The following is a 14,235-nucleotide window of genomic DNA, read 5'->3' on the forward strand; positions in this document are numbered from 1 at the left end:
TGTTTTCATGGCTTACTCCACGGTAGGTTCCTGATATAGCAACAACTCGATATCGCCATTGTCTGAAAGCTCGCGGACAATCTGCATGATGTCCTGACGCGCTTTTTCCACTTGGCTGATCGCCACTGCGCCCCGTACAGCCATCTCGTCTTCTAAGGTTTTCACCATACGCTGTGGCATCGAGCGCTTTATCGCTTGCTGCAAACGGATCTCTGCCCCTTTCAATGCCAGAGCCCACAGGCCGACCGGTACTTCCTGTACCAAACGATCCATGGTAGCTTCGTGCTGGCGACCAAGTACCATGAAATCGAACATGTTCTCTTCGATCTCCTTCACGACACCTTCGTCATGTAGTTTGAGCAACTCCATCAGTTGGCCACGATTCCCTTCAAAGCGGTTGATAATATCAGCCGCCTGCTTGGCACCCGAAATCGGCGCGCTATGGGTCATGGAGATATGATCGATACAACGCTCAATCAGATCATTGAGATCTTTGGCGACCTCATGGTCAATCTCCTGCAACCGTGCGATACGATAAATCAGCTCATCGTGATAATCCGGTGGCATTTTTGCCAATACATTCGATGAACTTTCGGCTGGCAAATACGCCAGAAAAATTGCCTGCATCTGCGGGTGCTCCTGGCTGATATACTTCGCCAGCACCTCTGCATCCACCCACTGCAAGCGCTGCATATTGTTACGCAGCTCATCGCCATATATGTTGTTTAGCAGGCCTTTGGCCAGATCATTACCCAGTGCTTTGCGCAGCGTATTCGACAGGTACTCCTTGGATGCCCCACGGATACCGCTGTGTTCTCTAAAATCATCAAAGAAGTGCTGAATAACTCCTTTCGCATTATCACTCTTGATACCGCTCAGCTTTGCCATCGAATGGGTGACGCGCTGCACTTCATCACGGCTGAAATGCTGCAAGACCTGAGAGGCTGCCTCTTCACCCATTCCCAATAGCACCAGCGCCGTTTTCTCTACATTGTTGAGCTTGGCCGGTTCAGACATTTTCGTTGTGTACGCGCTGTTCATTCACATTCACCCATTGTTTCAATACTTCTGCTACACGTTCAGGCTCTTCATTGGCAATCAGCTGCAAATGCTTGAGCTGAATTTCCAACGGTGATCCCGGTGGCGGTAAGAGTTCGTGATTAGTGTCCAATGCCGAGCTACTGACATCGATACCTTTATCAGCAAGCCGTCTGTCGAGTACTTTCTCATGTTCACGCTCGGCACGGGTCTGGAGGCTGCTATCGTAGTCTTCATCTTCTTCAGGCGACGCAAATTCCAGCTCTTCTTTTCTCCGGTCGATCCCCATAAGGTGAGAGATCAGCGGACGCAATACAAAGAAGATCATCGAGAGCCCAAGAATGCCGCCAATCACATAGCGGATCGGCTGCTGAATGGTTGGATCTTGCCACCACGGGATCGCTGGCGGGGTTTCAATTTCGATTGGCGTAAAGTTGAAGCTCATCAAGCTGAGGTTATCGCCGCGACCGGCTGTAATACCGACAGCATCCGATACCATGGTGGTAATTTGCTGTTTCTCGGTATCAGTCCAGGCGGTACCGTTGGGCGCCGCTGCTGAATTCAATAGCACTGAAACCGTCAGCTTCTTCAGTTGCCCCTGTTGATATTGAGTCTGGCGAACACTGCTACCCAAGGCGTACTGACGGTTAACCTCTGAACGCTCGTTGGTATTTTTGCTGTCTTGTGTCTCAGGCTCTTCTACTACCGGTGGTTTGTTACTCAGCGATCCCGGCACTCCCAGGGCAATCTTATCAACGGAATTGTTTTGAATGCTGTGCTCGCTCCTGACAACCGGCGTCGAGTCAATGATTTCCTGTGTCTCCTTGGTACGACTGAAATCCAGATCCGCCGCGACCTGAACCCGGAAATTACTTGGCCCCACAATGGGTGTCAGCATATCCGCGGCACGCTGGATCACCTGCTTTTCAAAACTTTTCTGGTAATCCAGGTATTTGGCATTTACCTTGCCCACTTCAGAAGCACCAATTTCAGCACTCAACAAACGCCCGTACTGATCAACCACCGACACATTCTCAGGCTTCATCGCCGTTACACTGCCGCTGACCAGATTAATGATCGCTTCAACTTGTTCAGTTTTCAGATCTTCACCCGGCTTGAGCTCTACCATCACCGAAGCCGAAGGCGCTTCGCTGTTCTGGCGAACAAACAGAGTCTGACGAGGGATCGCAAGGTGTACTCGGGCATTAGAGACCGCATTAAGGGCGATAATAGTACGTACTAACTCGCCTTCCAAACCATGGCGATAACGCGCCGTTTCCATAAACTGGCTCGTCCCCAGCGAGGAGTCGTCTTTCAGCGAATCCAATCCTGTAGGTAGCTTGGCTTTCACCCCTTTGGCCGCCAGCAACATCCGAATACGTGCCACTTCGCCTTCAGCGACCAGCACCTGACCATTTTCCTCTTGCAGACGGTACGGGATACCCTCGGTTTCCAGAACCGAGATAATTTCACCGGTATCGAAACGTTCTTGCTGGCTATACAGAGGGCGGTAATTTTGGGTCGAACTCCATAACGCCACCACAATAATGGCAGCCACAATAGCCGCTAGCACTGCAGAGAGCACCAGGTTACGCTGGCTGCTATACCACAGATGCCTGGCTCGCTCAGCAAACGCATCCATTGTGCTGTCGTCGGCACCAGCCGATACTGGTTGAGAGATAATTTCAGACATAATTTACACCGGCATCTTCATAATATCTTCAAACGACATAACCACTTTGTTCCGTACCTGCATCAACGCAGAGAACGACAAACTGGCCTTCTGACTGGCAATCATGGCACCGACTAAATCGTCGCTTTTTCCTGTTTCCACGGCAGTCATTTTGGCGCTGGCCACTGACTGTTGGTCATTCACGACTTTCAGTACCTGGTGCATCGCACCTGAGAAGGACAAAGGGGAATTTAGCTGGGTAGACCCAACTTGCTGATCAATCGGGTTCTCAGACACCACAAAATCGGCTTGTATCCGATGTTGCATGTTCTGCATTTTTTCCAGCATTAGCTGTTCAGACGAAGCCAATTGAACCATTGTGTTATTAGCCATTTTGTTTCTCCTTTTAAGCGGCGGATCCCAGCTCTGCCTGTAAATCAATGCCCTGATCGCGCATTGCTGCCAACTTGTAGCGTAAACCGCGTGTCGTTACCCCCAAAGCCTTGGCCGTCTGGGTTCGGTTGCCACCGAACTGCTTTAAGATGTCGATAATGTATTGAAATTCAGCCATTTTCTTTGCTTCGATATGACCGATATCTGCAGAAGGTTTCGCAAGTGTGTGCACTTTCGACGTGTCGATAGGTAACATTAAGTCTTGCGCGGTAATAAAATCACCATGACGCATGACCAGCGCACGTTGAATGACATTTTCAAGTTCACGAATATTGCCCGGCCAGTGGTACTGAGACAGTGCGGCCTTGGCATCAGCAGATAACTGGCAGGAACTCATTTCCTGGTACTTATTGATGAAAAACTGCCCCAAAGGCAAAATATCTTCAGCGCGTTCACGCAGCGGCGGCCAATGCAATGGCAATACATCCAAACGGTAATAAAGGTCTTCGCGAAACGTTCCCTCCTGTACCGCCACTCGCAAGTCTTTATTCGTGGCCGCTATCACCCGAATGTCTAACTGGATTGCTTTATGGCTGCCTATTTTCTCGACTTCACGCTCTTGCAACACGCGCAACAGTTTGGCTTGCAATGCCGGTGACATTTCGGCAATTTCATCGAGTAAGATCGTGCCGCCGTTGGCTTCTTCAAACTTCCCGGTCTGAGTTTGCGTTGCCCCTGTGAACGCGCCCTTCATATGGCCAAATAACACGGCTTCCAGCATCGATTCCGGGATCGCCGCGCAGTTGACGGCAATAAATGGTTGGTCGCTGCGGGGGGACTGTTGGTGCACATAGCGTGCGAGCACTTCCTTCCCCGTACCTGACTCACCGGTGATCAGAACACTGGCATTGGTACACGCCGCGCGATGTGCCAACTGCAGGATCTGTTTGCTGCGCCACGACTCTGCGACAATATCAGCCATCGGCTGTTCGAGCGCCTCGACACGATGTAGCAAGCTCAACAGCTGGCCCGCCTCAAAAGGCCGCAATAAATAATCTGTCGCTCCCGCTTTCATCGCATCAGCCGCCAGTAACCCCTCATCTTGCTCAACAATCGCAATCGCCACACGCCCTTTGTTACCACTCAATTGCTGGTTACACTTGATCCATTCTGTCAGGCCGATATCGGGCATTGTCGAGCTGACCAAGGTGATTGCAGCTCTTTGATCATGTAAGACTGCACGCCCAGATGTAGCATGGCTGACCAGATATCCAGACTGCTCTAATACCGCAGTCACTTGTCTGGCAATGTTCAAGTCGGGCTCGATAAGTTGAATGTGTTTATGGAGCATCACTGAACCTTACTGTTCGTTATTGATCCGTTACGGATCACCCTGATGGTGACTCGGCGATTCTTCGCTTTGCCTTGTTCGGACGCATTACTCGCAACGGGATAACGCGAGCCATGGGAGCGAACCTGAATTTTCGAAGCACTCACACCTGCTTCTTCAAGGAAACTGGCAACATCATCAGCCCGCACTTTAGAAATCTGGAGATTGGCTAGCGATGACCCGACGTTGTCGGTATGCCCATCAATCAACACCTTTTGGACGCCTTGATCTAACTTGACGTATTCGGCCAAGTGCTGAAGCGATACTTTTTGGTCTGTCGTCGCTACCCGCTGTCCCAACTCAAAGGCCAGAACCAAGTCTCGGGCTTGTTCGTAAGACATCGCCGGCAACGAAGAACGGCAACGATTGAAAGCATTTAATGGATCTGCAATACGAACACTAGGTAACTGGACAGTTAGGGCATCCTGCTGAGTAGGGGATGAAACAGAAAACTTCATCCACGCCCCTCGCGAAATAGCTTGTAATAGCTCATCAACCGAATCGTTAAACACAAACTCATAAGCTGATACCCACAGCCCCTCTCCAATAATTGCTGCCTGCTCTGGCTGTTCCCAAGGAGAATCCAGCTTATACAAACGGGCCGTTTTATAGTGTTTCGGCAACTGATAACTTCGAACTTGTAAGACAAGCTTATTATTTGGTTCAGCTCTAAAAGTAACCTGCCCAAATTTATTTACATTTTGATTTAATAAACACTGAAAATGGTCGCCTTTATATTCCCATTTAACCAAATCCATTGGTACGGATATATTTTGCGCATTTACCAAGCCAACATTTAAGGTAAAAAGCAATATTACATTTTTTTTATAAGACATAATTCGCATGAGCACCCTCTCTGGCCCACCCTCTTCATATTCTTTTTTGGAATTATTATATAATGGTTATTTAGCTTTCATCATGGTGATAAAACCACCTACAAAAACCTCTGAAATAAAATCAAACCAGAGAAAGGATATATATTTGACACTTCCCTGACATTTGACTGACGCCTTTAAAATGAACATAATTCAAAATTAAACACGAATAAAAGTTGATTAAAAACAATACAGTAAATCAGTTTCATACTGTGCAAACAATAACCAAGCTTCGTTGTACTATTAAAAACTACACTTATTTAAATATATGAAAACCATATATTGTAATTAAAGAACAACATGTGGACTAATATCACACATTTGCATTAAACAACTAAAAACTCATAAAAACATCAGGGTAGACTACAGCCTCAAGCCTACAACTTATATTTATATCAACAAACGAAACATAGACTGTAAAGTAGTTTCATATAAGCATGTGGATATACAAAAATGAAGTTTATTGAAATGGAAAGTCTTAAAAAACATCCCACATTGAATGTCGAGCTCTTAGGCAAACCTATACATACAATTCGAGATGAGTTAAACACAATTCTAGATCAAGCTTCTTCAACTTTATGTCTGAAGTTACAGAAGTGGATAACGAGTGTTGATATTTCCCTTGAGTTTAGTGGTATTGAACTGCATAAGTGCAGCAACCAACCTCATGCACATATGGCGTCAACATTCAGACACCAGCACCAAGGATTACTTCGGGCTTCAGTATCCAAGAATATCCTGCTTAACCTGTCTGATCACTTTTATGCTGCCGCTATACAACGGCCAGCCGATTCAACCTGTACGGTAACCAGCAGTGATAGTCGGCTTCAGCAGCGCTTAGGACAACTTGTTGCCAGCCATATTGCCCCTGAAGATATGTGGCAAAGCACTGAAGCCACCTTCAGTGATGAAATTGGATTACAAGCAAATTTCATCATTAGGCATGACGATACGTGTGGTGAGCTCCTTATCGAACTGGATGCAACCTTGATTCAAACCTTAATTGATGAACTGGTTGTTGATTCCCAAGAGCCTATTCTAGCCAAGTTCACTGATGTATTGAGCCAAACACCAGTAAAAATGAATGCCGTACTATGCCGTAAAGAAATGCCACTCGATCAGGTTTTAAGCCTACAGCCAAATGACATCATCAACATCGATTTACTTTCCAACGTACCTGTCAGCATTGGGCAAGAACACTTATTCAACGGACGGGTGGCTGAGCAAAACAGTCAACTCGTTCTGATACTGAAAGACTTTAAGGATTAACACTGATGAGCGATATGAGTGACCAGACCACATTTGACACCGATGATCTAAATTTCGATGATTTGCAACTAGAGCAATTCGAGCCAAAGCCAGATATCCCCTTCACCCCTGATATCCCTGTCCGTGACCTGAGTTTTTTCAAGAAAATCCCTGTCACTGTGACGTTGGAGGTATCAAGCACCGAGATCTCGCTTGGTGAGCTGATGAAGGCAGGTGAAGGCTGTGTTATCGAGCTGGATAAATTGAACGGCGAGCCACTGGACGTCAAAGTAAACGGCTCCCTGATGGGCCATGCCGAAGTGGTGGTGGTCAATGAAAAATACGGTTTGCGTTTGATCGATGTCGTCGACTCCCCATTGAATTCGGTGGGCAGCTAGCCCATGGTATTTCCACGGTTCATTACATTGGCTTGGCGTGTCATCTTGTGTATTGGAGTGCTAACCACACAGGTTAGCTTTCCTACCTATGCCGCCGACGGTGGCGGTCTATCGTTTCTTACCGTTACAGACGGACAGACCGAACAGGAATACAGTGTTAAACTGCAGATCCTGATCCTGATGACCGCCCTGAGCTTTCTTCCAGCCTTCCTGCTAATGGCCACCAGCTTTACCCGGATTATCATTGTATTGGCGATTCTTCGCCAAGCATTGGGGCTGCAGCAAAGTCCCCCCAACCGGGTGATGGTCGGAATTGCACTGTCGCTCACGATTTTGATCATGCGCCCCGTCTGGAGCGATGTCTATGACAATGCATTCATGCCCTATGACAACGGCGACATTACCCTGATGCAGGCTTTTTCGGTGGCCGAAAAACCGATGCGCGAGTTTATGCTAAGTCAAACCCAACAAAGCTCACTCGAACAAATGTTGCGGATCGCCAACGAGCCACTGGATCAGAAGGTCGAGGACATTTCCTTCGCGGTAGTACTGCCTGCATTTGTGATCAGCGAACTTAAGACTGCCTTTCAGATTGGATTTATGCTGTTTATCCCGTTTCTTATCATCGACCTGGTCGTCGCCAGTGTATTGATGGCAATGGGAATGATGATGCTATCACCATTGATCATTTCACTGCCATTCAAGCTGGTGGTGTTCGTGCTCGTCGATGGCTGGGCAATGACAGTCGGCACCCTGTCCGCCAGTTTCGGGTAACAGGAGAACATAACCATGACACCTGAACTCGCCGTTACCCTCTTTTCCAATGCCGTCTGGACCATCATCAACATCGTCATCGTGCTGGTGATCCCCGGCCTGTTGGTCGGTCTGGTTATTGCCGTGTTTCAGGCCGCCACCCAAATCAATGAACAAACCCTGAGCTTTCTGCCCCGTTTGCTGGTCACTCTCCTGATGGTAATTTTTGCAGGTCACTGGATGCTCAGAAAGTTAATGGAACTATTTGATTACTTGTTTCACAACATACCGGGGATGATCGGTTAATGAATGTCACCTTTGCCGAAATCTCCACTTGGCTCGGCCAGTTTTGGTGGCCCTTCTTTCGAATGGGGGCCGCGATGCTAGCCATGCCGTTTTTCGGTGATGCCCTGATCCCGGTATGGATTCGAGCACTGCTGGTACTGTCTCTGGTAGTGATCACCGCCCCCTTACTGCCTGCGATGCCGGCTGTCGATTTACTGTCATTCACTGCTATATTCCTGGCTTTAGAGCAAGCTATCTGGGGGATTTTCTTCGGCCTTATCATTCATTTGCTATTTTCTGTACTCACCATGCTCGGGCAAATCGTCTCGTTGCAAATGGGACTGGGGATGGCAGTGATGAACGATCCGGTCAACGGTATGTCGGTGGCGATCCTGGGCCGGATGTTTTTAATTTTTTCCACTCTGCTGTTTCTAGCTCTTGAAGGCCACCTTCTGGTCATTGATATTCTGGTGCAGAGCTTTTCGGTCTGGCCTGTGGGGTCAGGATTAGCCGGGCCATCGCTACAGGGCGTGGTGAACATGTTCGGCTGGATGTTTGCTTCAGCACTGGCACTGGCGCTTCCGGCCATTGTGTCGATGCTACTGGCTAATATCAGCTTTGGCGTAATGAACCGTGCCGCTCCTAGCCTAAACGTGTATGCCCTGGGCTTTCCGATGACCATGCTGCTGGGACTATTCAGCGTACTGCTCTCTGTAAGCGGCGTTCCCGGCCGCTATACCGAACTGGTTCATACCACCTTGGAACACCTACGCATTTATACGACGGGGGGCCTATGAGCGATAACTCAGCTCAGGATAAAACTGAAAAGGCCTCCCCCCAGAAAGTTAGAAAAGCACGTCAGGAAGGGCAAATTCCCCGTGCCAAGGAATTTACCACTGCGGTTATTTTTATGATTGTAGCGCTATTTTTCTATACCCAGCTAGACAGCATTTGGCAGAGTATCTCCGGTGTGTTCACCTTTAACATGAGCATCACCCGGGCCGATTTAGCCAATCCCTGGCAAGCCATCGAACACCTTGGAAACAGCCTTGCCATCATTATCGAGCTCCTGCTGCCACTGTTTTTGGTGATCCTGGTTGCCACTCTCGGCAGCAGCCTGGTGTTGGGCGGGTGGATATTCCATCCCGCCAGCGTGATGCCAAAACTATCTAAAATCAGCCCTATCTCTGGAGTGAAGCGCATTTTCTCCACTCGATCATTAGTCGAGCTATTAAAATCGTCGCTCAAAGTCACGGTCATTTTCTCACTGCTTTATTACTACCTTGATGACAACCTCGCGCAACTTCTGGCTATGCAGAGCCTGCCGCTAAAACAAGGCGTGGTAATGATCATGCGCATTTTGTTTGAGGGAGTGCTGTTGATGGGGATCGCGCTGTTACTATTCGGCCTTATCGATATTCCCTATCAGCGGTGGGAACACCTCAAGCAGCTCAAGATGAGCAAGCAAGAGCTCAAAGAAGAATACAAAAACAGCGAAGGCCGTCCTGAAGTTAAACAACGTATTCGCCAGATCCAACAGCAGTTTGCACGCCGTAAAATTGAAAAAACAGTCCCTCAGGCGGATGTAGTGATTGTCAATCCAACCCATTACGCGGTGGCGATCAAATACGACCCGTCGCTTTCGGACGCACCGTTTGTGGTGGCCAAGGGCATTGACGAAACCGCACTGCATATCCAGCGCATAGCTCGTGAGAGTCAGGTGGAAATACTGAGCTCGCCACCGCTCACCCGCGCTATATATCATACAACGCAACTAGAACAGGCCGTTCCCAGCCAGCTTTATATCGCAGTCGCACATATTCTCACTTACGTTCTCCAACTGCGATCATTTCGTAAGGGGCAAGGAGAACAACCGCAACCACTGCCCTCATTTGCGATACCAAAACACTTACAACATTGATTGAAAAAATGAATAACAAGACATTTGCATCCAGCAAAGGCATTCATAGCAGCAAGAAGGACAACGCATGCTTAATTGGCTAAATAACCTAAAACACTCCACTAAAGGATTTGTCGGCATCCCCATTGTCCTATTAATGATCCTAGCAATGGTGATTCTGCCCCTGCCGCCGATCCTACTTGATGCCCTGTTCACGTTTAATATTGTACTTGCTGTACTGGTATTGCTCGTTAGCACCACGGCCAAGAGGCCGCTGGATTTTTCTGTTTTCCCAACCATCTTGCTGGTCGCTACCTTAATGCGCCTGACGTTGAATGTTGCCTCGACCCGTGTCGTACTTTTAGAGGGGCATAACGGGGGGGATGCAGCAGGCAAAGTCATCCAGTCCTTCGGTGAGGTTGTGATTGGCGGCAACTATGTCGTGGGTATGGTGATCTTCATAATTCTGATGATCATCAACTTTGTTGTGATCACCAAAGGTGGTGAACGAATTTCTGAAGTGGCCGCTCGCTTTACCCTCGATGCCCTGCCGGGCAAGCAAATGGCTATCGATGCTGATCTGAATGCTGGCCTGATTGACCAGGACAAGGCTAAACTTCGCCGCCGGGAGGTTGCCAATGAAGCCGATTTCTATGGCTCGATGGACGGTGCCTCGAAATTCGTCCGTGGTGATGCCATTGCCGGCCTTCTGATCTTATTCATCAATATCATCGGCGGGATCAGCATTGGGGTATTCGAACACGGTCTGGCCGCTTCTGAAGCCTTCAAGACCTATGCCCTGCTTACCATTGGTGACGGTTTGGTCGCCCAGATCCCGTCACTATTGCTGGCAACGTCTGCCGCTATCATCGTCACCCGTATTAACGACAGTGATGATGATATGGCTCAAGCCATGCAGAACCAGTTGCTGGCCTCTCCGGCTACCCTGTTTACGGTTGCGAGCGTCATGCTCATCATCGGTTTGGTACCGGGCATGCCGCACCTGGCTTTCTTCTCGTTTGCTGCAGTTCTTGTATTTGCAGGCTGGCGTCAGCTGAAGGCACCAAGCCGCGATAGTCAGCTTGATGAAGTGCATACCCTCAGCGAAGCGATGCAGCAAGAAAGTGAGCAGCAACTAACCTGGGATGATATCCCCCATGTACACAGCTTGTCACTGGCACTGGGTTTTCGGCTTGTTCACCTGGTAAACAAAGACCAAGGTGCCCCGCTGTCCCAGCGTATTCGTGGCGTTAGGAAAAACCTTTCCGAGCAAGTCGGTTATCTGCTACCTGAAGTCAATATCCGAGACAACCTGAGCCTAAAACCCAACCAGTATACAATTTCGGTTCATGGCGAAATTATCGAGCAAGGGTTTATCGAACCCGAGCGCCTGATGGCGATTGCCGTAGGTGAAACTTACGGTGAGGTCGACGGGATTCTAGGCAATGATCCCGCCTACCAGTTGCCTGCAGTATGGATCCAGCACGATGATAAAGCCAAGGCTCTGAACATGGGTTATCAGGTGGTCGATGACGCGACGGTGATTGCAACTCACCTGAGCAAAGTCATGAAAACCCAGCTATCCGAGCTGTTCACCCACGATGATGTCGACCTATTAAACCACCGCCTTGCCCAGCAGGCGCCCAAACTGGCAGAAGCATTAAGTGCCGCGCTACATGCCGGTCAGCAGCTAAAAATCTATCGCCAGCTGCTTCTAGATCAAGTCCCACTGAAGGATATCCGCACTATCGCCAACACCATGCTGGAAAGTGCCGAAAATACCAAAGATCCTATTTTAGTTGCCGCCGATGTACGTTGTAGCCTGCGCCGTACCCTGGTGAACCTGATTAACGGTGACCGCAAGGAGCTGAGCGTCTACGCCCTGTCGGACGAACTGGAGCAAATGCTGATGACATCGCTACAGCAGGCCCAGGCTAGCGGCCCTGTGATGCTAGATAGTTTCCCGGTCGAGCCCAACATCCTCAACCAGTTCCAGCAGAATTTGCCGGTTGTGAAGCAGCAATTGAAGCAGCAAGGCTTGGCCCCTGTATTGTTAGTGATGCCACAACTCCGACCGTTATTGTCGCGTTATGCCCGTACTTTCGCCCAGGGGCTAGCGGTGCTGTCTTACAATGAAGTGCCAGAAAACAAACAAATCAATGTGGTAGGTAACCTTGGATAGATTAACAACTCATGATGCTCTGTATAGCTTTGTGCTGAATCTTGTTCCTTCGTTAGCAAGAACAAAAGACGATGCAATTATCATTGACGCTTTTCAGTCCAATGATATTCGACATGTGTGCCAAGCTATCCGAAACGCCCAAACCAATGAGGTGAAATATCAACATCTGACGCTGCGGTTTGGCGGTAACAGCGAACAAAGTGTATATAGTTACGATCTCTCGCGACAAATGACATTTTGCCTCGATATGTACAGCTTATATTTGGCCATCAAGCATATCAGCTTTCAGCTCGAGGCATTTCACCCAGATATGATCAGCAATTTGGTGGTACCGATCCAGGCGGAAACCCTTAACTGGCCGTTAGGGCAAGCGTTCTTGCAACAGATCTTCTACAACCACAGAGATGCCATGTCACACATTACGCCTTGTGTCCAACTCCATGCCAGTAACTTGGATCAGATGAGCCTATCGAGCAATATCGCCTCGCTAAAGAACAAGACGACAAGCTTGTGGGTTGATATACACACACCCTCCGAGTACCTCGAATTTCTGGAACAATGCAAACCAGACGCAATCAAAGTTTCCCAGCTATTAGAAACAAAGGAAATGCGGGACGGGCTTATTCCTATCGTTCGCTTTGTTCGTAAAAAGAATATTAAATTCATTGCCGGAAGAGTCGCGACGCAAAAAGATCTTAATCAGTTTAAATTATTAGGCGCCAGTTATTACTTTGGTTATATCAGTGACATTCCAGCATCAATGGCAACCAGAGTAATTCGATTAATTTCAAATAGTTAGGAAATAATTAAATATTTTTATCTTTTTTAGTTAATGTTTTCCAAAAGACGTCCGCCTTATTAAATCGAGCAGGAAACATTCCAAAAGATGGACAAATAGGAGAACTATCATGGCTCTATCGATGCATACGAATTACGCTTCTTTGGTAACTCAAAATACACTGAACAACACATCGAATCTATTAAATACCTCAATGGAGCGCCTGAGCACGGGTTTCCGTGTTAATTCGGCTGCCGATGACGCTGCAGGTCTTCAGATTGCTAACCGTCTAGAAGCACAGACTCGTGGTATGTCAACTGCAATGCGCAACGCACAAGATGGCATCTCTATGATGCAAACTGCTGAAGGTGCAATGGATGAAATGACCAACATCGTTTACCGAATGAACGACTTGGCAACTCAGGCATCAAACGGTTCAGTAACCCCAGCCGACGGTGTGGCACTAAACAAAGAGTACCAGCAGCTGAACGAAGAGCTGGTTAACATCCTTGACTCTACCAACTTCGGTGGTAAAGACCTGTTGAATGCTGCTGGCGCATTCGGTGCTGCAGCTGTTAACTTCCAGATTGGTACCAACGCCGGTGACCAGCTTGCTGTTGACGTAACAACCGAAGTAGGCGCAATCAATACTTCTGTCGGTGCAGCAGGTGCCTTTGCGCTAGGTGATATCAGCACTGCTGCTGGCGCACAAACAGCCCTGACTACACTAACGGGTGCAAATGGTGATGCCGGCGTGCTAAAAGAGCTAGGTGATGCGCGCTCTGCACTGGGTGCTAACATCAACCGTCTTGAGCACACAATTACTAACCTGGGCAACATGGTTGAGAACACCACAGCAGCGAAAGGCCGTATCATGGATACTGACTTCGCCGTGGAGTCTTCAAACATGACCAAGAACCAGATGCTGATGCAGGCAGGCACAAGCGTACTGACTAAAACAAGCCAGCTACCTGGTATGGCGATGTCTCTGCTTCGCTAATCAAGCCGCAACAAGGCGTAGCCTTCCGCTCCAGAAAGCCTCCTCACGGAGGCTTTTTTCTTTGCCTGTGTCCGTCATCTATTATCCCGACAGGTATTAATCTCCCCCCACTTCCCGTCGCCTTATTACATTAGTTTCCACTTTCTCTCCCGTACCTATCGCCGACAGCAGATCCATCGGAATAGCGGAAGTACCGAACGGAAACAACAAGCGGAAGCAACCCTTCCGCCGCAGGTTGAAAATCACACTAAATTCAATTTATTTAATGACTTACAGACAAATTTAAGCTGGCACGCTATTTGCTGTTAGGTATATAAACAAGG

Annotated in this window: 14 protein-coding genes; 9 read left to right on the forward strand and 5 right to left on the reverse strand. The window is 48.4% G+C overall.

What is annotated here, in order from left to right; translation table 11 throughout:
- Window positions 1-12: 12 nt before the first annotated feature.
- From AC51G0_RS21370 to AC51G0_RS21390, 5 genes are read right to left on the reverse strand one after another with little or no spacing between them, the layout of a single operon-like run.
- Window positions 13-1,041: a flagellar motor switch protein FliG gene (locus AC51G0_RS21370; RefSeq protein WP_496303662.1), complete on the reverse strand. Its 1,029-nt coding sequence runs from the start codon at window positions 1,039-1,041 to the stop codon at window positions 13-15.
- Window positions 1,010-2,680 carry a flagellar basal-body MS-ring/collar protein FliF gene (gene fliF / locus AC51G0_RS21375; protein WP_496304170.1) on the reverse strand — a complete coding sequence of 557 codons (1,671 nt, stop codon included), beginning with the start codon at window positions 2,678-2,680 and terminating at the stop codon, window positions 1,010-1,012. Before fliF ends, AC51G0_RS21370 begins: the two co-directional genes overlap by 32 nt.
- Before the next feature lie 54 nt (window positions 2,681-2,734).
- Window positions 2,735-3,103, reverse strand: a complete 369-nt coding sequence (gene fliE, locus AC51G0_RS21380) for a flagellar hook-basal body complex protein FliE (protein ID WP_496303663.1) — start codon at window positions 3,101-3,103, stop codon at window positions 2,735-2,737.
- A 13-nt stretch (window positions 3,104-3,116) separates the two neighbouring features.
- The gene (locus AC51G0_RS21385) at window positions 3,117-4,454 is read right to left on the reverse strand and encodes a sigma 54-interacting transcriptional regulator (protein ID WP_496303664.1); all 1,338 of its coding nucleotides are present in this window, start codon (window positions 4,452-4,454) and stop codon (window positions 3,117-3,119) included.
- Window positions 4,454-5,329, reverse strand: coding sequence for an OmpA family protein (locus AC51G0_RS21390; protein ID WP_496303665.1), 876 nt, complete (start codon window positions 5,327-5,329; stop codon window positions 4,454-4,456). Before AC51G0_RS21390 ends, AC51G0_RS21385 begins: the two co-directional genes overlap by 1 nt.
- Window positions 5,330-5,821: 492 nt before the next feature.
- On the opposite strand from AC51G0_RS21390, the gene AC51G0_RS21395 reads away from it, so the two are divergent.
- From AC51G0_RS21395 to lafA, 9 genes are all read left to right on the forward strand, one after another.
- Window positions 5,822-6,637 carry a FliM/FliN family flagellar motor switch protein gene (locus AC51G0_RS21395; RefSeq protein ID WP_496303666.1) on the forward strand — a complete coding sequence of 272 codons (816 nt, stop codon included), beginning with the start codon at window positions 5,822-5,824 and terminating at the stop codon, window positions 6,635-6,637.
- A gap of 5 nt (window positions 6,638-6,642) precedes the next feature.
- The gene (fliN, locus tag AC51G0_RS21400) at window positions 6,643-7,014 is read left to right on the forward strand and encodes a flagellar motor switch protein FliN (protein ID WP_496303667.1); all 372 of its coding nucleotides are present in this window, start codon (window positions 6,643-6,645) and stop codon (window positions 7,012-7,014) included.
- A 57-nt stretch (window positions 7,015-7,071) separates the two neighbouring features.
- On the forward strand, window positions 7,072-7,788 hold the full coding sequence (gene fliP, locus AC51G0_RS21405; protein WP_496303668.1) for a flagellar type III secretion system pore protein FliP: 717 nt from the start codon (window positions 7,072-7,074) through the stop codon (window positions 7,786-7,788).
- Window positions 7,789-7,803: 15 nt separating this feature from the next.
- Window positions 7,804-8,073, forward strand: a complete 270-nt coding sequence (gene fliQ / locus AC51G0_RS21410) for a flagellar biosynthesis protein FliQ (protein WP_496303669.1) — start codon at window positions 7,804-7,806, stop codon at window positions 8,071-8,073.
- Window positions 8,073-8,849: a flagellar biosynthetic protein FliR gene (gene fliR, locus AC51G0_RS21415; RefSeq protein WP_496303670.1), complete on the forward strand. Its 777-nt coding sequence runs from the start codon at window positions 8,073-8,075 to the stop codon at window positions 8,847-8,849. The genes fliQ and fliR overlap by 1 nt, the downstream gene beginning before the upstream one ends.
- Window positions 8,846-9,973 (forward strand): flagellar biosynthesis protein FlhB, encoded by a 1,128-nt coding sequence (gene flhB / locus AC51G0_RS21420; protein ID WP_496303671.1) that lies wholly within the window; start codon window positions 8,846-8,848, stop codon window positions 9,971-9,973. The genes fliR and flhB overlap by 4 nt, the downstream gene beginning before the upstream one ends.
- A gap of 67 nt (window positions 9,974-10,040) precedes the next feature.
- The gene (gene flhA, locus AC51G0_RS21425; protein ID WP_496303672.1) at window positions 10,041-12,134 is read left to right on the forward strand and encodes a flagellar biosynthesis protein FlhA; all 2,094 of its coding nucleotides are present in this window, start codon (window positions 10,041-10,043) and stop codon (window positions 12,132-12,134) included.
- The gene (locus tag AC51G0_RS21430; protein ID WP_496303673.1) at window positions 12,127-12,933 is read left to right on the forward strand and encodes a hypothetical protein; all 807 of its coding nucleotides are present in this window, start codon (window positions 12,127-12,129) and stop codon (window positions 12,931-12,933) included. The genes flhA and AC51G0_RS21430 overlap by 8 nt, the downstream gene beginning before the upstream one ends.
- A gap of 109 nt (window positions 12,934-13,042) precedes the next feature.
- Entirely contained in the window at window positions 13,043-13,912 is an 870-nt protein-coding gene (gene lafA, locus AC51G0_RS21435; protein ID WP_496303674.1) for a lateral flagellin LafA, read from the forward strand.
- Window positions 13,913-14,235: the final 323 nt, after the last annotated feature.

The organism is Photobacterium sp. HL06, assembly GCF_059552575.1.